Below are 18,336 nucleotides of genomic sequence, written 5' to 3'. Positions count from 1 at the left end.
GGGCCGCTTCCGGCGGCGTCACCCTACGGGCGGCGCCGCTGCCAGACCCAGCCTGCGGCCCGGAATCGAAATCCCTCCCCGCCGTACGCTGGTGTTAGTACCCGCTCGTGAAGTAGACGCAGAGAAGCAGGGAAGCAGGGGCATTCATGGTCGACGCAGCTCGAGCCGCCAAGATGGCGGACCGTATCAAAGTCATTGTGGCCAAGACGCTCGAGCGTGGAATTAAAGATCCCCGCATGGGGTTCGTCACCATCACCGACGTGAAGGTCACGGGCGATCTTCAGCACGCCTCCGTGTTCTACACGGTGTACGGGACCGACGAGGAGCGCATCGACAGCGCGGCGGCCCTCAAATCGGCCACTGGGATGCTCCGTAGCGAGCTCGGCAAGAACCTGACGGCCCGACTCACTCCGAGCCTGGAGTTCATCGCAGATGGGATCCCCGAGAACGCTGCCCTCATTGAGTCACTTCTGACCGAGGCTGCGGCGCGTGATGCCGAGGTCGAGAACCTCAAGAAGACGGCCACATACGCCGGGGATGAAGATCCCTACGTCAAGCCGCGCGTCATCGCCGACGAGGACGACGACGTGGACGAGAGCCGCTGATCGTGTCACCCGCGGCGCTTCACCACGTCGAGCTGTGGGTGGCCGACCTTGGCGCGGCCAGATCCCAGTGGGGCTGGGGCTTTGTGGCAGGCTCGGCTAGGTCGTGAGGGAGCACTGGCCCGATGGCTCATTCTGGCGGCGGCTGGACCGCCCTGTGTCCCGATCGGTTTCCCCATGCCGGGGTGCCGCGCACTAGCTGCCTATCTTGAGAATGACGCAGGCCTCAAGGTGGAGGTCGTCGCTCGCTAACGATCAGTGTCACTTCAGCAATCGCGACAACACTCGGTCAGCGAGCGGCTTACCGTTGGTCTGGCAGGTCGCGCAGTACTCCAGGCTCGAGTCGGCGAAGCGCACCTGGCGCACCACATCACCGCAGACCGGGCATGTTTCGCCCGCCCGACCATGCACCTGCAGGTTCGACTTCTTTTCCCGCTTGAGCTCGGAGGCGGCCAGCCCATCCGCACGGGCGATGGCAGCGCGAAGCGTGGACTGCACGGCGGCGTAGAGACGCGAGACATCATCCGGGGTCATGGATGCCGGAGCATACGGTGACATCTTCGCCGCATGCAGGATCTCGTCGGAGTACGCGTTGCCGATCCCCGCGATCACGGCCTGGTTGCGCAACAGCCCCTTGATGTGGGAGCGGCCGGCGCGCGTGAGGATACCCGCGAGCACGCCCTCGGTGAAGTCGGGGTCGAGCGGATCCGGGCCGAGCGTTGCGACGCGGGGGACCTCGGCCGCATCCCGAACCAGGTGGATCGCCAACGACTTTTTGGTGCCTGCCTCGGTGATGTCACAGCCCGAGCCGTCGTCGAGCACGAGCCTGGCCGCGAGAGGGCCGCGCCCGGGAGCGCCCGACGGCTTCGGGGCGGCATCCCGCCAGCGGATCCACCCGGCGCGCGCCAGGTGTACGAGCAGGTGGAGGCGATCCTCTTCGCCCTCGCTGTCGGCATCGTCGAAGGCAAAGTCGAGATACTTGCCGTGACGAGTGATCGGGCCCACGATGCGCCCGCTCAGTTGTGTGAGCGGCGGGTCAAACGTCTTCAGCGCCGCAAACGAGATCAGGTCGAACCGGTCGACGCGCCGACCGGTTAGCCGCGCGCCGAGATCGGTGACGAGGGCGTGGACTTCGGGAAGTTCGGGCACGAACCCAGTGTGCGACGCACAGCCGTGATTCGTCCACCCCTGCGCCCTCGACGACGCTCCCTTTCGGAAATTCAGGAGATTGCAACTCAGGTGCTTCGAAAACTCAGGAAATGGTGACTCCGCGGCCGGTTTCCCGCCCCGAACGCCCCCGTTACGACCTGGTTTCCTGAATTTCCGAAGCATGCCGGGAGCGCGGGCTCGCGGGCGAGACCGCACGCCATCACGGCAGTGCGTAACCACCCGGCACGGCGACGGCCAGGCCGTCGTCCAGGAGTCCGGCCAGCGCGCGATCTCGTTGGGTCGCGTCCGGCCAGAGCGATTCGATCTCGGTGGCGGTCACCGGGATGTCGCTGGCCCGAAGCTCGGCCAGGACGAGGCCGCGCACCTGGCGGTCGGAACCCTCGTACTTCGCCTGCACCACGGCGCGGGGCCCGAGGTATGCGGGGTATCCGTCGGATCGCCAGGCGCAGTTCTCGGCAAGAGGGCATGCGCCGCACTGCGGTGAGCGGGCCGTGCAGACGAGTGCTCCGAGCTCCATCATGCCTGCGTTGAACAGTCTTGCCTCGGCGAGCTCCACCGGAAGCTGTGACTCCATGGCGGCCAAATCCCGGCGAGTGGACGGCGGGCCGGCCTCACCCTGGCCGAGAACGGCGCGGGCGATAACCCGGCGCACGTTAGTGTCGACGACCGGATGCCGCAGTCCGAACGCAAACGCAGCGACGGCCCGCGCGGTGTAGTCACCGATGCCGGGCAGCGCCAGCAACTGGTCGATATCGGAGGGCACGATACCGTCGTGGCGCTCGGTGATGGCGACGGCCGCGGCGTGAAGGCGGAGTGCTCGTCGCGGATAGCCCAGTCGCTCCCAGGCGCGCACGGCGTCTCCGACAGGAGAGGCGGCAAGTGCGGCAGGCGTGGGCCAGCGGTCGAGCCATTGCTCTAGCCGGGGAATCACGCGGGCCACCGGAGTTTGCTGCAGCATGATCTCGCTGACCAGGATGCCCCACGCGCCGAATCCCTTGCGTCTCCAGGGAAGATCGCGTTGGTTGGCGAGGAACCACTGATTCACGGCCGGGGCAATACTCACCCGGCAAACCTAGACTGGATGTCATGGCCGAGCCAACACCGCAGCCCCCAGCAGTATTACCGGCACTGTCGATCTTTGCGGCTGCTCCGATCATGGCCGATCCGTTCACCACCGCTCGCCGGGACCTGCTCGATTCCCTGTCTGATGAGTTCCTCCATAATTCCGGCAAGGGGCGCACCCTGCTGGCCATCGACGGTATCGACGGCGTGGGCAAGTCCACCTTCGCCGATGCGCTTGCGACGCGACTGGGCCGCGGTGGCCACTCGGTTTTTCGCGCATCCATCGACAATTTTCATCGCCCGCGCGAAGACCGTCACCTCCGCGGCGTGGACTCCGCCGAGGGTTTCTACCGTGATTCTTTTGACTACGCCCTTTTTCGGAGGGTTCTTATCGAGCCGTTCAAAATGGGCGGAAGCGCCGGGTTCGTGACCTCCGCGTTCGATGTCGAACGTGACACCCCGGTGTCAATGGAATGGGAGACCGGCCCGAGGGATGCGACGCTCATCGTTGACGGAATCTTCCTGAACAGGCCCGAACTGCGGGGCCTGTGGAACTTCTCGGTGTGGCTCGAGGTGAGCGGTCAGGCGGCGGATGCCCTCATCACGGCCCGCGCCAGGCGCACCGAAAACCAACGCTACGAGAGCGGCCAGAAACTGTATCTCGCCGAGTCCGGACCCCGAGCGCGCGCCTCGGCGATCGTGGATAACTCCACTCCACAACTGCCCCGGCGGGTGTTCGCCGATAGCTGCTAGCGCTGGCTCACGCGGGCGGTGACCTGCGCGGGGGTATAGAACTCACCGCTCGCCTCGACTTCATGCACGAGGGCGACGAGAGCCGCGTTCACGGCGGCAATGCGACCGAGAGCGGTTGCGGCATCCACGACGGCGCCGTTGAGGTGGACGATCTCGGTGAGTTGGCCTCGGCGCACACTCTGCAGGGTCGAGCCCGGATTCGGGGTTGCCCCGATGCGCGCACTCATCAGCAGGGGAAGAAGCTGCCCTATCCAAAGGGGTAACGCGGAGAAGAGTCGGAGCCCGCGCCGAGACAGCCCCTGCACCTTCTCGAAGCGGATTCCGCTCGCGAGCCCGATGCGCACATTTTCACGCATGCTTGCCGTCATGATCAGGCGCAGGCGACGATGGGCGATGACCTCCTGCACGCTGAGCCCGGTGATGGCGGGCAGCGCGTTCACCTGGTTGATGACGAGTTTGGTCCACTGGGCACCGACGAAGTTGGCGACGACCACGGTCGGCATCACACTGGCCAACAACTGGGCGGCATAGCGTGCGGGGACATCACTGTCACCGGACGCGACTCCGACGTAGAGGGGCCCGGCCGTGGTGACGGTGACCTCACCCGGCGATAGGAACGAGGCGGCGAAGATGGCAAGCCCGCCCACAATATCGGAGCGAGGCGATGCCACGGCGGCGGCAGACATCCCCTCCAGGCCGTTCTGGATCACGACGACAGGAATGCCTCGCATCATCGACGCATTCTCGACGACCGCGGCAGGAGCATCCCGCGCCTTCGTGGCGACGATGACCAACTCAGCACCGCGGGTGAGCTGTTCGCTTGCCAGCACCGCTGCGGTGTACTCACCCCACGCGCCAGTGAGGTGGATGCCGTTCTCCCGCATCGCGGTGAGGTGCGCACCGCGAGCGGTCACCTCGACCTCGTGGTCGGCTCGCACGAGCAGTGCTGCGATTGCGCCGCCGACAGCCCCGGCTCCGATGACGGCTATTCGCATGCTCAGATCCTAAGCGGGCCAATGGTCGGTACCCGGTAGCCTGAGGGGGTGATCTGTGTTGCGGTGGCCCGTTCGTGAAGCCGCCCAGCAACCCGAGAAGTGGCATCCTGCTTGTCGATAAACCCCAGGGCATCACGAGTCACGATGTTGTCGCCAGAGCGCGCAAGTCGATCGGCACTCGCAAGGTCGGCCATGCGGGCACTCTCGACCCGATGGCGACCGGTTTGCTCGTGCTGGGTGTCAACAACTCGACGAGGTTGCTGACCTGGATCGTCGGACTCGACAAGGAATACACCGCCACCATTCGCCTCGGTGCTGCGTCGAACACAGACGATGCCGACGGGGATCTGGGGCAGAGGGTGGATGCCGCGGCGCTGGCCGCCGTCAGCGCAGAGGCCATCGCGACCGAAGTCGCCGCCCTGACCGGACCTATCTCGCAACGCCCGAGTTCCGTGAGCGCCATCAAGGTCGACGGAACACGGGCGTACACCCTGGTGCGCGCCGGTGAGGAGATTGTGCTGGCCGAGCGCCCCGTGACCGTCCGCGCGTTTGACGTGCTCGACACGCGTCGTGCTGACTGGATCGACCTCGACGTTCGGGTGGAGTGCTCGACCGGCACGTACATCCGCGCCCTCGCCCGCGACCTCGGGGCTGCGCTCGGCGTTGGTGGGCATCTCACGGCCCTGCGGAGAACCCGCATCGGCCCCTTTACGGTGGATGCGGCATCCGGTCTCGACGCTGACCTTGCCCCGGCCATGCTGGAGCCCGCCGAGGTCGCGACCACACTGTTCGCGCAGGTGCGCCTCGACGCTCAGCACTCGGCCGACCTTGCCCACGGCAAGCGCATTCCGCTCAGCGTCGAGTCGGATCGGCCCATCGCCGCGATCGACCCCGACGGCAGACTCATCGGGCTGGTCGAGAACATCGCAGGGCGGGCACACGTGCTCGTCAACTTCCCGCCCGATACCCGGCACGAAGAGGGGACAGCATGATCGAGTGGTTTGAATACGTCCAGGTCGGTATTGCCGTCATCGCTGGCCTGCTGTGTCTGGTTCTGGGTCTCGCCGGCCGAACGCCCAACGACTACACCCTCGGGGCTACGGCCCTGGTCGAGGTGCTATTGATCGCCCAGCTGGTCGTTTCGCTTATTGCACCCGCAACCGGTAATGTCCCCACCGGAAGTGGGCTCGAGTTTTGGGTGTACCTCGTGTCGGCCGCGCTGATCCCGCCGGCGGCCATCGTGTGGGCGCTGGTCGAGCGAAACCGCTGGAGTACCGCCATTCTCGGGGTTGCCTGCCTTGCGGTGGCCGTGATGCTCTATCGGATGGGGCAGATCTGGTTCGTGCAGGTCGCCTAAAGTTGTGTCGACATGGCAAATAACAGATCTTCACGCGCCGTGGGCGTTGGGCGCCTTCTCATCGCGGTGTACGCAATTTTGGCACTGGCTGCAACCGCTCGATCTTTCGTGCAGATCGTAGGAAAGTTCGAGAACGCGCCGATCGCCTATCTGCTCAGCGGGTTGGCCGGTGTGGTCTACCTGCTGGCCACCGTTGCGCTGCTGCGACAGGGTAATACCTGGTATCGCATAGCCTGGATCACGATTATTTTTGAACTGGTGGGGGTTGTCACAGTGGGAACCCTGAGCCTGGTCGATCCGATCCTGTTCCCGGCCGACACGGTGTGGTCGGTCTACGGTCGCGGGTACCTGTTCATTCCCCTCGTGCTCCCGATCCTCGGGATGCTGTGGCTTTACCACCGGCGACCTCGTGCAATACCAACGGATGTGTCGATTTAGGATGCAGACCTTTTTCTCTCCGGCAGAGGTTCCGGCGGCGTTCGGTCCCAGCGCCGTGACGGTCGGTAAGTTCGACGGGATGCACACTGGCCATCGGGCCGTCGTCGCGCGATTGCTCGAGATCGCCCGTGAGCGCGGACTCTCGAGCGTGGTGATGACATTCGATCGCAACCCGCTCAGCCTGCTGAAGCCCGAACGGTGCCCGCCGGCTCTGGTCAGCAACGACCAGAAGCTCGAACTACTTGCATCGACCGGGCTGGATGCTGCGCTGATGGTGAGATTCGACGACGAATTCAGCGCGATTCCTCCGTCAGAATTCCTGCAGGGGATACTCGTGGACGCACTCCACGCGAGGGTGCTGATGGTGGGTGCAGACTTCCGGTTCGGCGCGGGCGGTGCCGGCACCGTCGAGACTCTCCGGACTTTTGGGCGATCCCACGGAATCGACGTGATCGTCCTCGATGATGTGCTGCAGGACAACTCTCAGCGGGTATCGTCCACGTCGGTTCGGACGTTGCTCGCCGCCGGCAGGGTGGCCGAGGCGACCGTTCTCCTCGGTGCGCCCCACACCATCCGGGGCGTCGTTGTTCACGGAGCCCGGCGTGGTCGCACCCTGGGCTACCCGACCGCGAACCTGTCCGCGCTGATCGAGGGACTGGTGCCCGCTGACGGTGTCTATGCCGGCTGGCTCACCACCGAGGGTGTGCGGTACCCCGCGGCCATATCGGTGGGTAATAATCCGACCTTCGCTGATGTGCCCGAGAAGCAGGTTGAGGCCCACGTGCTCGACCAGGACCTTGACCTGTACGACAGAACTGTAGAAGTGTCGTTCGTTGATTTCGTCCGGGGAATGGTCACATTCGACGATGTCGGGTCGCTCGTCCATCAGATGGCCGTCGACGAGCACCACGTCAGGACAGTGCTCGAAGCGGTACCGAAGCGCTGAGGATGGGCGCGACCTCGTCAGGCGACGAGGTCGGCCCGGTGAATCAGCGCGGCCGCCCCGATGAGCGGCCCGTCGCCGGATAGTCCCGAGGGGATCACGCGAACCTTTGTGACGAACGGGAACGGCCTGCGAAGGGCAATGGCCTCCCTGATGAACTCGAACAGGTCGGGCGTGACACGCGAGAACCCGCCGCCGATAGCGACGACATCGAGGTCGACGAGCGCGGTGGATGACGCGATGGCCTGGCCGATCGCACGCCCCGCCCGCGCTACCGCGGCGGTGGCGATCGGGTCGCCCGCAGCGTAGCTTGCCGCAAGCTCTTCACCAGAGGAGCCATCCCAGCCCTGTCGCCGCGCCCACGCCGTGGTCTTCGGCCCGGACGCCACGGCCTCGACGCAGCCCGTGCCGCCGCAGAGGCACGGGTCGTCGAAGCCGCCCACTTCAACGTGACCGATGTGACCGGCATTGCCCGAGGGCCCGGCGATAGCCCTGCCGCCGAGAATAAGTCCGCCCCCGATGCCGGTCGAGATCACCATTCCCATGAGGTTTGACTCACCCTGGCCGGCCCCTACCCAGTGTTCGGCAAGAGTGATGCACTCGCCGTCCAGGCGCAGTGACACCGGCAGGCCGGGCACGAGCGCGGCGATCTGATCGCGCAGCGGATATTCGCGCCAGTGGGGGAGGTTCAGGGGCGACACGAGACCCTCGGCCACGGTGATCGGCCCCGCACTGCCGATGCCGACGCCGACGATGGTGGCGTCATCCGGAAGCATGCCGACCGAGCGCAGCACCACCTCCGCGGCGCTCGCGGCTAGTTCCTCGCTCGTGGAGCTGCCGCCCGTGGGCGCACGGAAGCGGCTCGCGGGCAGCACAACTCCCCTCGAATCGACGAGGGCAGCCTCGACCTTGGTTCCACCGAGGTCGACTCCGAGCGCGAACCCCTGCGCGATCACGACGACACTCCCGCCGGTGCCACCATTCCAGCGACCCAGGCGGCCGCGTAGAAAGCGACAATGATCAGGATGACCGCGCCCAGCGGCCACCAGAATGTGAGCCGCTTGCGAATCACCGACACGATAACCATGCCGACAGCAAGGAAATAGCCGAGCACCGTCACCCCGATCAGCCCATACACGGCGATGGAGAGTGCAATCGAGCTGCATTCCAGACCATCGAAGGGGCCGGCCCCGCAGTCGGCGGTGACGGTGCCGAATTGTGCGGCATAGCCGACCACGGTCAGCGCCAACACCGCGCCGAACACCAAAAAAATTACCGAAGCAAGGATGTCGGCGACAACGATCACGACATGTCGTCGGGGGGCAGCGGGGGTGGCTTTCACGGTGACAGTGTAGGGGCTTCCGGACGCGCGGCGACCCGCTCGAGACGGCTCATCACAGGGCCTCACCCTCTGTCTGCAGTCCGACGTACAGTTAAGGCGTGATCACGCCGAGCCTACATTTCGAGAGGCAATACGAGTTTGGTTCCAGCATCGTCTGGGACGCGCTCGTGGATGCCGAACTCGTTTCGGGCTGGCTTGCTGAGGCGACGATAACTCCGGGCCTGGGCGGGCAATACTCACTGCGCTGGCTCAACCGCGATACCCAGCCCTGCAGTGATGGGCACATCACGCGATTCGATCCAGAGCAGGTGCTGGAGGTTGAGAGTGAGGTCAACGGTACGCTCGTGTTCACCCTGTCGGAGGTGGTGGGCGGCAGCCGAGGCATGAGCACGATACTGGCCGTCGACATTCTTGCCCCGATCGAGCCGGTATTTGCGGCGCGAGTGAAAGCCGACTGGCTGACCAACCTCGATCAGCTCGCCGATCTGCTGCGGGGTCATCCCGTCGATTGGGAAAATTGGGAACGAGACCGCGCGGAAGCATGGGCGGAGTACCTTTTCGAGATCGACAGCGACCCCGCCCGGCATCAACCCAGATAGTCGTCGCAGTTCCAGCGGAGCATCGCCGGGGATCGTGGGCATCGGCGCGGATAGACTGCATTGGTGAACGCGACACCGCACGTCCTTCCTCGCCAGGTGACTCAACCCCGAGCGTTGGCACCCGCGGAACGGGCGCTGAGCCTGATCGGCGGCGACCTCACCGAGAAGAGTCTGAAACTGCATCTCGACGGGCTCACCGGCGTCGACGCCGTGGGGCTTGAGCAACGGGCCGCCGCACTCGGTACCCGCTCCATCAAGACGACATCGAAAGCATGGGCACTCGACGCCATCATTTCCTTGATCGACCTGACCACCCTTGAGGGAGCCGACACCCCCGGCAAGGTGCGGTCCCTGGTGGCGAAGGCGGTGAATCCTGATCCCTCAGATTCGGCTACCCCGCGGGTTGCTGCCGTGTGCGTCTACGGCGATATGGTGCCCCACGCGATTGAGTCGCTCGGGGCATCCTGGTCGGCTGGCGAGGATAACGGTATCAACGTCGCCGCCGTGGCGACGGCGTTCCCCAGCGGTCGCGCATCACTCGCCGTGAAGATAGCCGACACGTCCGAGGCAGTGGTCGCGGGAGCAGACGAGATCGACATGGTCATTGACCGAGGGGCATTCCTCGCCGGATCTGTGGGAGTCGTTTTTGATCAGATCGTGGCCGTCAAAGAGGCGTGCCGGCGCACAAACGGCACCTACGCCCACCTCAAGGTGATCCTCGAGACCGGCGAGCTGAGTACCTACGACAACGTGCGCCGGGCATCCTGGCTCGCCATTCTTGCCGGGGGAGATTTTATTAAAACCTCAACAGGCAAGGTTTCTCCGGCGGCGACGCTCCCGGTGACGCTGCTCATGCTGGAGGTCGTGCGCGACTGGTACAGGTTGACCGGCGAACGGATCGGCGTGAAACCCGCCGGAGGCATCCGAACGGCGAAAGACGCGATCAAGTACCTCGTCACGGTCGCCGAAACCGCGGGTGAGGAGTGGCTGACCCCTCAGCTCTTCCGCTTTGGCGCGTCAAGCCTGCTCAATGACGTCTTGCTGCAGCGCCAAAAACTCACCACCGGCCGCTATTCGGGCCCCGACTACGTGACGATGGACTGATCATGACTGACGCTGTGAAGACCAACACTGTGACGACCGGCACCGGGAAGACCGTCGCAACTCGCTTCCTGGACTACGCGCCCGCCCCCGAGTCCACGAGCATCCTGCATCTGAAGCCCAGCTACGGACTCTTCATCAACGGCCAGTTCGTGGACGGGCACGGGCCATCGTTCCAGACCATTTCGCCGGCTACCGAGAAGACGATCGCCGAGATATCCAACGCAGATGCCTCCGACGTGGATGCCGCGGTCAGGGCCGCGCGAAAGGCATACACGAGCACCTGGAGCCGACTCTCGGGCTCAGACCGCGGCAAGTACCTGTTCCGCATCGCGCGACTCGTGCAGGAGCGTGCGCGGGAGTTGGCGGTCGCGGAAAGCCTCGATAACGGTAAGCCGATCAAGGAGTCTCGCGACGTCGACGTGCCTTTGGTCGCCGCGTGGTTCTTCTACTACGCAGGTTGGGCAGACAAGCTCGATTACGCCGGCCTTGGCCCGAATCCACGCTCGCTCGGAGTGGCTGCGCAGGTGATTCCGTGGAACTTCCCGCTGCTCATGCTGGCTTGGAAGGTGGCTCCGGCTCTCGCCGCGGGTAACACGGTGGTAATAAAGCCGGCCGAGACCACCCCGCTCTCCGCTTTGATCTTCGCGGAAATCCTGCAGCAGGCAGAGTTGCCCGATGGTGTCGTGAACATCATCACCGGTGCGGGCGATACCGGTGAGGCACTTGTCAATCACCCCGACGTCAATAAGGTAGCGTTCACCGGCTCAACCGCCGTCGGCCGCGCGATTGCCAAGTCCGTGGCGGGCACGGGCAAGAAGGTCACACTCGAGCTGGGTGGGAAGGCGGCGAACATCGTCTTCGACGATGCTCCCCTCGACCAGGCAATTGAGGGCATCGTCAACGGGATCTTTTTCAACCAGGGCCATGTGTGCTGTGCCGGGTCCCGCTTGCTCGTGCAGGAGAACATCCACGATGAGATAGTCGAGCGGCTGAAGTCGCGCCTGATGACGCTGCGCATGGGAGACCCACTCGATAAGAACACCGACATCGGCGCGATCAACTCGCGTGAGCAGCTCGATCGCGTGCGCGAGCTCAGCGATGTCGGCGAGGCGGAGGGCGCGGTTCGCTGGAACGCGCCGTGCGTCATCCCCGATAAGGGTTTCTGGTTCGCGCCCACGATCTTCACCAACGTGTCGACCTCGAGCCGCATTGCCCGCGACGAGATTTTCGGGCCGGTGCTCGCGGTGCTGACCTTCCGCACCCCCGCCGAGGCAATCGCCAAGGCGAATAACACCCAGTACGGGCTCTCCGCCGGAATCTGGAGCGATAAGGGCTCGAAGATCCTGGCCGTGGCCGATGGGCTTCGCGCCGGGGTGATCTGGGCCAATACGTTCAACCGGTTTGACCCCGCCAGCCCGTTCGGGGGTTATAAAGAGAGCGGCTACGGCCGTGAGGGGGGCAGGCACGGCCTGGCCGCCTACCTCGAGAGTGCGGGCTGGGGCACCCCTGCCGTGGCATCCCCACCCAGAAAGCAGGCCAGCTCATGACCCGGCTCGCCATTCCCAAGACCTACAAGCTCTACATCGGGGGCAAATTTCCCCGAAGCGAGAGTGGACGCACGTATGACGTGGCGTCGAAAAATGGCGCGTTTCTGGCCAATGCTTCGCTGGCAAGCCGCAAAGACGCTCGGGATGCCGTTGTCGCGGCCCGCGCAGCGTTCGCGAGCTGGTCGGCTGCCACTGGGTACAACCGCGGCCAGGTGCTCTACCGCGTGGCCGAACTTCTTGAGGGTCGTCGCGACCAGTTCGTGGACGAACTCATGGCGACCGAGGCCCTCACCAAGGCGGGGGCGAACGCACAGGTCGACAATGCCATCGACGCCTGGGTCTGGTACGCCGGGTGGGCAGATAAATATGTGCAGGTGGCAGGCAACGGCAACCCCGTCAGCGGACCGTACTTCAACCTCTCCACCCCTGAGCCAACCGGTGTGGTCGCCATTATTGCGCCCCAGTCAGGGCATTCCCTTCTCGGCTTGGCCTGTGTTATCGCCCCGGCAATCCTCACGGGCAACACCGTGGTGGTTGTGGCCAACGAGGTGGCCCCGCTCGCCGCGATTAGCCTGGCGGAAGTGCTGGCTACGAGTGACGTCCCCGGCGGTGTCGTGAACATCCTTACGGGCTCTCCGGCGGAGATCGCGCCGTGGCTGGCTGGCCACGCCGACGTCAACGCGATCGACCTGGCCGGGGCGGGACTCCTGGATTGGGTCGACCTGCAGGTGATGGCTGCCGATACCTTGAAGAGGGTGCAAAGCCCGGTGGAGGGATTCCCCATCCCGTCCCTTGAACGAATTGTGGCGTTGACGGAGACTAAAACGGTCTGGCACACCAAGTCGCTCGCGTGAGTCGGCCGTGCATCGGCAGTCGAATCAAGGCCACATGAAAACGCCAGCATCGCAGGTAAACTTGGGCGCATGCGAATCCTCGTTACCGGATCAACGGGTTACATTGGCGGCCGTCTCGCGCCACGACTAGCCGAGGCAGGGCACCACGTCCGCGTACTGGTTCGAGACCCCCTGAAGCTCAGGGATGCGCCGTGGGCCGACGATGTCGACGTCATGACAGGTGACCTGGCAGACGCCGCCGCGGTGGCCCGCGCTGTGGAGGGCATCGACGTCGTCTACTATCTCGTGCACGCGATGGGCGCTCGTGGTGACTTCGAGAACATGGAGCTCACGGTCGCCCATAACGTGGCAGATGCCGCGGCAGCCGCCGGTGTGAAGCGCATCGTCTACCTCGGTGGGTTGCATCCCGCTGTCCCCGTTGACGAACTCAGCCGCCATCTGCGCAGCAGGGCAAAAGTGGGGGAGGTTCTTCTGGGCTCCGGTGTGCCCACTATCGCATTCCAGGCCGGCGTAGTGATCGGGTCTGGTTCGGCATCATTCGAGATGATCAGGCACCTCACAGAGGTTCTTCCGTACATGCCGGCGCCGAAGTGGGTGCGTAACTTCATCCAACCGATCGCCGTTCGGGACGTGTTGTATTACCTCACGGCAGCCGCGTCGGTGCCACCGGAGGTCAGCCGCACGTTTGACATCGGCGGGCCAGACGTATTGCGGTACGGGCAGATGATGAACGGCTACGCAGTGGAAGCGGGCCTGCGACAGCGTCCCATCGCAAGCCTGCCGGTGCTGACACCGTGGCTGGCGTCGCAATGGGTGAACCTGGTTACCCCGATCCCGCGGGCGCTGGCGGTTCCCATTATCGAGTCGCTGCAGTTCGATTGTGTGGTGAGTGAGGATGACATCCGCGCACTCATCCCCGACCCCGAGGGTGGCCTGACCGGCTACCGGGCCGCGGTGAGGCTTGCCCTGGCGAGAATGAATGATGGCGAGGTCGAAACCAGTTGGCAGAATTCGACGGTAGCGGGAGCGCCGAGCAACCTGATTCCGAGCGACCCAGACTGGTCAGGGCACACCGTGTTTACCGATCTTCGCGAGCAGCACTCGTCTGCGCCGGTGGAGAAGCTGTGGGACGTCGTGGAAGGTATTGGCGGCGAGAACGGGTGGTACTCGTTCCCACTGGGCTGGGCGTTGCGCGGCTGGGCCGATAAACTCGTCGGTGGCGTGGGCTTGCGGCGTGGCCGCCGCAACGCGTCGAAGCTGGCGGTGGGAGAAGCGCTCGACTTCTGGCGGGTTGAGACGCTTGAACGTGGACGGTTCCTGCGACTGCGCGCCGAGATGAAGGTTCCCGGGTTGGCATGGTTAGAGATGACCACAACTTCAGATGGTGCCGGTGGCAGCCACTATCGACAGCGGGCGGTGTTTTTCCCCACGGGCCTCGGCGGCAGGCTGTACTGGTACGCGATTCTGCCCTTCCACGGAGTCATCTTCAGTGGAATGGCGAACCGGATCACCGCGGTCGCGGCCGTGAGGAGCATCATGGCACGCAATGATCAGGGTGCTGGCCCCGAGTCGCTGCAGTCGAAAGCCGACCAGGCCAGCTGAGCGCCGACGAAACGTCAACGACGCTGCCGTGGGCTCGAGGCCCCATCGCGCTATCGTGGGGCCGTGAGCGAAACCACCGTGTGCCCAAAGCCGCCGAAAGTGGTGGTTGTCGGGAGTGCGAACGTCGACCAGGTGTTCCGTGTGGTTTCCATTCCTGCGCCCGGCGAAACCGTGATGTCTATGGGTACAACCACGGCCAGGGGAGGGAAGGGCCAAAACCAGGCTGTCGCCGCGGCCAGAGCCGGGGCATCCACGACCCTCATCTGCGCGGTCGGCGACGATGAATTCGGCAGGCTCACTCGGGACGGGCTCAGCCGGGACGGAATCGACACTGCCCTGGTGCGAACAGTGGATGCCCCTACCGGCACGGCCCTGATTGCCGTCGATGATTCCGGTGAGAACACCATCATCGTCGACGCCGGAGCCAACGCGACTCTGATCGGGCTTACCAAAGCCGATACGACAGCGCTTCGCGCGGCCGATGTTCTCGTCATTCAGTTGGAGATTCCGCTTGATACGGTGTCGGCCGCCGCACGAATTGGTCGAGCGGGCAACACCACGGTCATCCTGAATGCCGCGCCGATTCAGGATCTGCCAGCGGGGCTTCTCGCAGATGTGGATATCCTCGTCGTCAATGAACACGAAGCTGCCCACCTTTCGCGCGGCAGTAGCGGACGCTTAGATGATTCTGACGGCGCCGCAGGAAACGTCGACGCGCTGGCCCCGGTCGTGATTGTGACCCAGGGAAAGCAGGGCGCGGTGCTGCACGAGAGGGGCTCGAATAGCATCCAGGTGGCAGCGCCTCGGGTGACATCGGCAGATGCGACCGGGGCAGGCGACACTTTTTGTGGGGCACTCGCGGCCGCGCTGGCCGAGGGAATGAGGGTCGAAACGGCGGTACGGTTCGCCGTTGTCGCGGCGTCACTCTCCGTTCAGCGCGCGGGTGCGGTGCCGTCGATCCCACAGAGAGTCACTATCGACGAAGCTCTCTCAACTGGAAACCTCGGGCCAGACAGCGCATGATTGAGGCGGGGCGCACGATCACGCCCCTGATCGGAAAGCATCTCATGACCGAGGAGACGTCGATGGAATCCCGCCCCAGTATTGCCTTCGTGGGTGACAGCATCACCGAGGGTGGACAGTGGGCCGCGTGGTTTCCCGACCGCATCACGCACAACCTCGGCATCGGCGGCAATACTACCGACGACCTCGTCGCGCGCCTCGAAACCGTGATCGAACTCAAGCCGGAGGCGGTAGCCCTGCTGATCGGAACGAACGACCTCGGTGTGCGCAAATCGGTCGAACACCTCGTGCGCAATATCGAATTTGCGCTCGTCACACTGCGTCGAAGCCTTCCCGGCACCCGGATGCTGGTGCAGTCCATCATGCCGAGAGGTCGAGAGTTCGCGGCCCAGATCCACGATGCCAACCGTCACCTCCGACAGTTTGCCCCCACGGTCAATGCGCAGTACCTCGACCTGTGGCCAGCCTTTGGCGCAGAGGATGGTGAGCTAAACGAGGAGCTCTCTGACGATCGACTTCACCTCACCGAAGCCGGATACGAGTGTTGGCTCAGTGAATTGCGGCCCGCGCTCGAGCGCCTGGACGACTCGCCTCCGATGAGTCGCCCGATCACGATCATCCGCGACTAGCCGTTGGGGCAGAGCACCCGAAAGCACGGCTCAGAGCGATGCGATCATCGCTTTGTAAAAGTCGATTCCGCGCAGGTAGGTCGCGACGTGGATCCGCTCGTTCTTCGCGTGCAGTGTCTCTCGCTCCTCGGTGGTGAGTTCGAATGGTGAAAATCGGTACACTCCGCGGCTGATCCCCGTGAAATGTCTGCTGTCTGTGGCGCCATTTTGCACGTAGGGCGTGACAATCGTGCCCGGGTACACCTTCTCGATGGTGGTACGAACGAGTTCCCACGAGATTCCGGACACCAGCGACACCGGTGACGGCTCCCCGGCGTGGGTCACCTCGACTCGCACCTTCTCATCGGCGATCGCCTTCGTGACGTGCCTGACAGCGTCCTTGGTTGTGGACCCAACCGCCACGCGCACATTAACGGTTGCCGTCGCTCGCTCCGCGAGGGCGTTAACGGCCTGGCCGGCCTCCAACATGGTGACCGCCTGGGTCGTGCGGATCATGGCGTTCAGCTCGTCACCACGCCTACCGAAGATCGGCAGCAGGAGTAACCGCGTGAACCCCACATTTCTGAACAGGACGCCAATCAGGCCCGTGGCGTGGACACCCAACGTACGCACCATCTCAAGCGTCACCGGGTTGAACGATGCAGGAAACGGGCGATCATTGAGTCTCACTATGGCCCTGGCGAGCCTGGCGGTGGCGCTTAGCCTCGGGGGAGTGGACGCGTGACCGCCCTGTTGGTCCACCACCAGACGCAGTATCGTGCTGCCCTTCTCGGTGACTCCAACCACAGCGACAGGTGCCGCGACACCGGGGAACGCCCCCTCCACAATGGCGCCCCCCTCATCAAGCACGAGTGCCGGCCGGATTCCCCGATGTTCGAAAAGATCGGCGATTGCTTTGGCCCCGGTTCCGCTGGTTTCCTCATCATGGCCAAAGCACAGGTAGATATCCTGAGCAGGCTGCAACCCGGACTCGAGTTGGTACTCCACCGCCTCAAGAATCGCGACGACAGCTCCCTTATCGTCCAGGGTTCCGCGACCCCAGAGGAGTTGCTCATCAGCCTTCCCGCTCAACTCTGCAGCGAAGGGTGGATGCTTCCATCCCACGTCCGTCGCCGCGACAACGTCGTAGTGACCCATGAGCACGCTCGGCTCGGCCGAGGATCGGCCAGGCCAACGAAAGAGCAACGAATACCCCGAAATGACCTCGCGATCCAGCCTGCGGTGCACGAGCGGAAATAACTCCTGCAATTGGCTGAGGAAAAGGTCAAACTGCTCCCACTCCACCTCGCTTTCATCCTGCCGGGAGATCGTCGGAATGCGCAGTAGGGCCTGGAACCGAGCTAGCGCCGCATCAGTGGACATGCTCCGACTCTAGCCAGCGGAAAGTGCGAACCGTTACGAACCACTCGACATGACCATGTAGCCGACGAACAGCACCACAGTCATGAGGATCGCGCCGAGAAACGGTCCACGCCAACTGGCGTGACCCGTCGCGACACGCACCAGGTAGACCAGCAGGGTGATCACCGCGATGATCGCGGAGCCGAACAGGGCAATCGCGAAACCGACCGAAACCGAGTCCGAGCTGGACGGGTTAGACGCGACCTCGGCGGAACCCGCGACAAAAAGTGCCGAGACCGCCAGGAATCCAATCAAAATCTGTGACACCAGGATGACCAGTCCGATGAGAGCATCCAACCCCCGGTCTGACCCGGTCAGCTTCTCTCGCCCGGTGAGCACGACTGCGCCAGCGAAGTTCGTGTTGAGGGTCATGGGGTCAGCTTACGGTGCGGCAGGATGACCGGAGCGGGGATCGTTAGAATCGTCAGGTGAGCGCCACCTACCCGTCACCATCGCGTCGCTCTGCGCTCGCCCCGGCACTGCTGGCGACGGTCGCACTGCTCATCGGGAGTGCGCTGATTACGAGTGACACCTTCACGGTCATCCGGTTCGTTGTCAGTATTTTCGCGCTGATCGTCGCAGTATTTGCCTGGCAGTCCGGGCAGTGGTGGTGGATTATCGGCCTCGCACCGATCGCGGTGCTGTGGAACCCAGTGTTGCCTATCGATCTCGAGCCGCCCGAGCTCTGGCTGGCTGTGCAGTTCATTGCGGCGGGTGTCTTCATCGGTGCGGGTGTCAGGATCACGGTTTCCGACAAATCAGCATAGAATGTGACTAACGCTCGCCGGAGCCACCAATCGCATCGCGAATGGGTCTGGATCACCTGGTAGGCGCCGTCGCCGGATCGGACGGTCCGTGGCACCACACGTAGTCAGCTTTCACGCAGTCAGATTCATGCAGTCAGCACCAACCAAG

At 64.2% G+C, this 18,336-nt stretch carries 21 protein-coding genes; 14 read left to right on the top strand and 7 right to left on the bottom strand.

All coding sequences use genetic code 11. From position 1 onward, the window contains the following. Positions 1-146 precede the first annotated feature (146 nt). Positions 147-605 carry a 30S ribosome-binding factor RbfA gene (rbfA, locus tag RMN95_RS00195; protein WP_309614959.1) on the top strand — a complete coding sequence of 153 codons (459 nt, stop codon included), beginning with the start codon at positions 147-149 and terminating at the stop codon, positions 603-605. Between the two features lie 258 nt (positions 606-863). Here the strand turns inward: rbfA and RMN95_RS00190 are convergent, their stop codons facing one another. Both RMN95_RS00190 and RMN95_RS00185 read right to left on the bottom strand, forming a co-directional pair. Then, complete coding sequence (locus tag RMN95_RS00190; protein WP_309614958.1) at positions 864-1,751, bottom strand: DNA-formamidopyrimidine glycosylase family protein; 888 nt, start codon at positions 1,749-1,751, stop codon at positions 864-866. A gap of 220 nt (positions 1,752-1,971) precedes the next feature. Further along, positions 1,972-2,835 carry an A/G-specific adenine glycosylase gene (locus tag RMN95_RS00185; protein ID WP_309614957.1) on the bottom strand — a complete coding sequence of 288 codons (864 nt, stop codon included), beginning with the start codon at positions 2,833-2,835 and terminating at the stop codon, positions 1,972-1,974. 23 nt (positions 2,836-2,858) lie between these two features. On the opposite strand from RMN95_RS00185, the gene RMN95_RS00180 reads away from it, so the two are divergent. After that, on the top strand, positions 2,859-3,587 hold the full coding sequence (locus RMN95_RS00180; protein ID WP_309614956.1) for a uridine kinase: 729 nt from the start codon (positions 2,859-2,861) through the stop codon (positions 3,585-3,587). Here RMN95_RS00180 and RMN95_RS00175 read toward each other — a convergent pair. Then, a complete protein-coding gene (locus tag RMN95_RS00175) occupies positions 3,584-4,582 on the bottom strand; it encodes a 2-dehydropantoate 2-reductase (RefSeq protein WP_309614955.1) in 999 nt (332 codons plus the stop codon). The genes RMN95_RS00180 and RMN95_RS00175 overlap by 4 nt on opposite strands. A gap of 74 nt (positions 4,583-4,656) precedes the next feature. On the opposite strand from RMN95_RS00175, the gene truB reads away from it, so the two are divergent. The 4 genes from truB to RMN95_RS00155 are packed head-to-tail and all read left to right on the top strand — an operon-like array spanning position 4,657 to position 7,323. Next, the gene (gene truB / locus RMN95_RS00170; protein ID WP_309614954.1) at positions 4,657-5,574 is read left to right on the top strand and encodes a tRNA pseudouridine(55) synthase TruB; all 918 of its coding nucleotides are present in this window, start codon (positions 4,657-4,659) and stop codon (positions 5,572-5,574) included. Continuing rightward, the gene (locus RMN95_RS00165) at positions 5,571-5,939 is read left to right on the top strand and encodes a hypothetical protein (protein WP_309614953.1); all 369 of its coding nucleotides are present in this window, start codon (positions 5,571-5,573) and stop codon (positions 5,937-5,939) included. The genes truB and RMN95_RS00165 overlap by 4 nt, the downstream gene beginning before the upstream one ends. A gap of 12 nt (positions 5,940-5,951) precedes the next feature. After that, the gene (locus tag RMN95_RS00160; protein WP_309614952.1) at positions 5,952-6,377 is read left to right on the top strand and encodes a hypothetical protein; all 426 of its coding nucleotides are present in this window, start codon (positions 5,952-5,954) and stop codon (positions 6,375-6,377) included. 1 nt (position 6,378) lies between these two features. Beyond that, positions 6,379-7,323: a bifunctional riboflavin kinase/FAD synthetase gene (locus RMN95_RS00155; RefSeq protein WP_309614951.1), complete on the top strand. Its 945-nt coding sequence runs from the start codon at positions 6,379-6,381 to the stop codon at positions 7,321-7,323. Positions 7,324-7,340: 17 nt separating this feature from the next. Here RMN95_RS00155 and RMN95_RS00150 read toward each other — a convergent pair whose 3' ends face one another. Then, positions 7,341-8,276, bottom strand: a complete 936-nt coding sequence (locus RMN95_RS00150; RefSeq protein ID WP_309614950.1) for an ROK family protein — start codon at positions 8,274-8,276, stop codon at positions 7,341-7,343. After that, positions 8,273-8,728, bottom strand: coding sequence for a DUF6264 family protein (locus RMN95_RS00145; protein ID WP_309614949.1), 456 nt, complete (start codon positions 8,726-8,728; stop codon positions 8,273-8,275). The genes RMN95_RS00150 and RMN95_RS00145 overlap by 4 nt, the downstream gene beginning before the upstream one ends. 32 nt (positions 8,729-8,760) lie before the next feature. On the opposite strand from RMN95_RS00145, the gene RMN95_RS00140 reads away from it, so the two are divergent. From RMN95_RS00140 to RMN95_RS00110, 7 genes are all read left to right on the top strand, one after another. Continuing rightward, on the top strand, positions 8,761-9,261 hold the full coding sequence (locus RMN95_RS00140; protein ID WP_309614948.1) for an SRPBCC domain-containing protein: 501 nt from the start codon (positions 8,761-8,763) through the stop codon (positions 9,259-9,261). A 135-nt stretch (positions 9,262-9,396) separates the two neighbouring features. Then, positions 9,397-10,365, top strand: a complete 969-nt coding sequence (gene deoC / locus RMN95_RS00135; protein ID WP_309614962.1) for a deoxyribose-phosphate aldolase — start codon at positions 9,397-9,399, stop codon at positions 10,363-10,365. Between the two features lie 2 nt (positions 10,366-10,367). After that, the gene (locus RMN95_RS00130) at positions 10,368-11,912 is read left to right on the top strand and encodes an aldehyde dehydrogenase family protein (protein WP_309614947.1); all 1,545 of its coding nucleotides are present in this window, start codon (positions 10,368-10,370) and stop codon (positions 11,910-11,912) included. Continuing rightward, positions 11,909-12,766, top strand: a complete 858-nt coding sequence (locus tag RMN95_RS00125) for an aldehyde dehydrogenase family protein (protein WP_309614946.1) — start codon at positions 11,909-11,911, stop codon at positions 12,764-12,766. Before RMN95_RS00130 ends, RMN95_RS00125 begins: the two co-directional genes overlap by 4 nt. 69 nt (positions 12,767-12,835) lie before the next feature. After that, positions 12,836-14,368 carry an SDR family oxidoreductase gene (locus RMN95_RS00120; RefSeq protein ID WP_309614945.1) on the top strand — a complete coding sequence of 511 codons (1,533 nt, stop codon included), beginning with the start codon at positions 12,836-12,838 and terminating at the stop codon, positions 14,366-14,368. Positions 14,369-14,431: 63 nt separating this feature from the next. Continuing rightward, positions 14,432-15,391, top strand: coding sequence for a ribokinase (locus tag RMN95_RS00115; protein WP_309614944.1), 960 nt, complete (start codon positions 14,432-14,434; stop codon positions 15,389-15,391). Next, positions 15,388-16,020: a GDSL-type esterase/lipase family protein gene (locus RMN95_RS00110; RefSeq protein WP_309614943.1), complete on the top strand. Its 633-nt coding sequence runs from the start codon at positions 15,388-15,390 to the stop codon at positions 16,018-16,020. Before RMN95_RS00115 ends, RMN95_RS00110 begins: the two co-directional genes overlap by 4 nt. Positions 16,021-16,050: 30 nt before the next feature. Here RMN95_RS00110 and RMN95_RS00105 read toward each other — a convergent pair whose 3' ends face one another. After that, positions 16,051-17,382, bottom strand: coding sequence for a M20/M25/M40 family metallo-hydrolase (locus tag RMN95_RS00105; protein WP_309614942.1), 1,332 nt, complete (start codon positions 17,380-17,382; stop codon positions 16,051-16,053). Between the two features lie 33 nt (positions 17,383-17,415). Then, positions 17,416-17,793, bottom strand: coding sequence for a hypothetical protein (locus tag RMN95_RS00100; protein ID WP_309614941.1), 378 nt, complete (start codon positions 17,791-17,793; stop codon positions 17,416-17,418). A gap of 56 nt (positions 17,794-17,849) precedes the next feature. Here RMN95_RS00100 and RMN95_RS00095 point away from each other — a divergent pair, with 56 nt between their 5' ends. Then, positions 17,850-18,188 carry a DUF6804 family protein gene (locus RMN95_RS00095; protein ID WP_309614940.1) on the top strand — a complete coding sequence of 113 codons (339 nt, stop codon included), beginning with the start codon at positions 17,850-17,852 and terminating at the stop codon, positions 18,186-18,188. Positions 18,189-18,336: the final 148 nt, after the last annotated feature.

This window comes from Salinibacterium sp. (genome assembly GCF_031364185.1).
Lineage (GTDB): Bacteria > Actinomycetota > Actinomycetes > Actinomycetales > Microbacteriaceae > Rhodoglobus.
The sequence above is the reverse complement of the archived record's forward strand: the minus strand, read 5'-3'. Positions and strand labels throughout refer to the sequence as shown.

Coding starts and splice junctions, on each gene's coding strand:
- rbfA (WP_309614959.1), top strand. CDS start 147: ATGGTCGACGCAGCTCGAGCCGCCAAGATGGCGGACCGTATCAAAGTC.
- RMN95_RS00180 (WP_309614956.1), top strand. CDS start 2,859: ATGGCCGAGCCAACACCGCAGCCCCCAGCAGTATTACCGGCACTGTCG.
- RMN95_RS00175 (WP_309614955.1), bottom strand. CDS start 4,582: ATGCGAATAGCCGTCATCGGAGCCGGGGCTGTCGGCGGCGCAATCGCA.
- RMN95_RS00165 (WP_309614953.1), top strand. CDS start 5,571: ATGATCGAGTGGTTTGAATACGTCCAGGTCGGTATTGCCGTCATCGCT.
- RMN95_RS00160 (WP_309614952.1), top strand. CDS start 5,952: ATGGCAAATAACAGATCTTCACGCGCCGTGGGCGTTGGGCGCCTTCTC.
- RMN95_RS00155 (WP_309614951.1), top strand. CDS start 6,379: ATGCAGACCTTTTTCTCTCCGGCAGAGGTTCCGGCGGCGTTCGGTCCC.
- RMN95_RS00130 (WP_309614947.1), top strand. CDS start 10,368: ATGACTGACGCTGTGAAGACCAACACTGTGACGACCGGCACCGGGAAG.
- RMN95_RS00125 (WP_309614946.1), top strand. CDS start 11,909: ATGACCCGGCTCGCCATTCCCAAGACCTACAAGCTCTACATCGGGGGC.
- RMN95_RS00120 (WP_309614945.1), top strand. CDS start 12,836: ATGCGAATCCTCGTTACCGGATCAACGGGTTACATTGGCGGCCGTCTC.
- RMN95_RS00110 (WP_309614943.1), top strand. CDS start 15,388: ATGATTGAGGCGGGGCGCACGATCACGCCCCTGATCGGAAAGCATCTC.
- RMN95_RS00105 (WP_309614942.1), bottom strand. CDS start 17,382: ATGTCCACTGATGCGGCGCTAGCTCGGTTCCAGGCCCTACTGCGCATT.
- RMN95_RS00100 (WP_309614941.1), bottom strand. CDS start 17,793: ATGACCCTCAACACGAACTTCGCTGGCGCAGTCGTGCTCACCGGGCGA.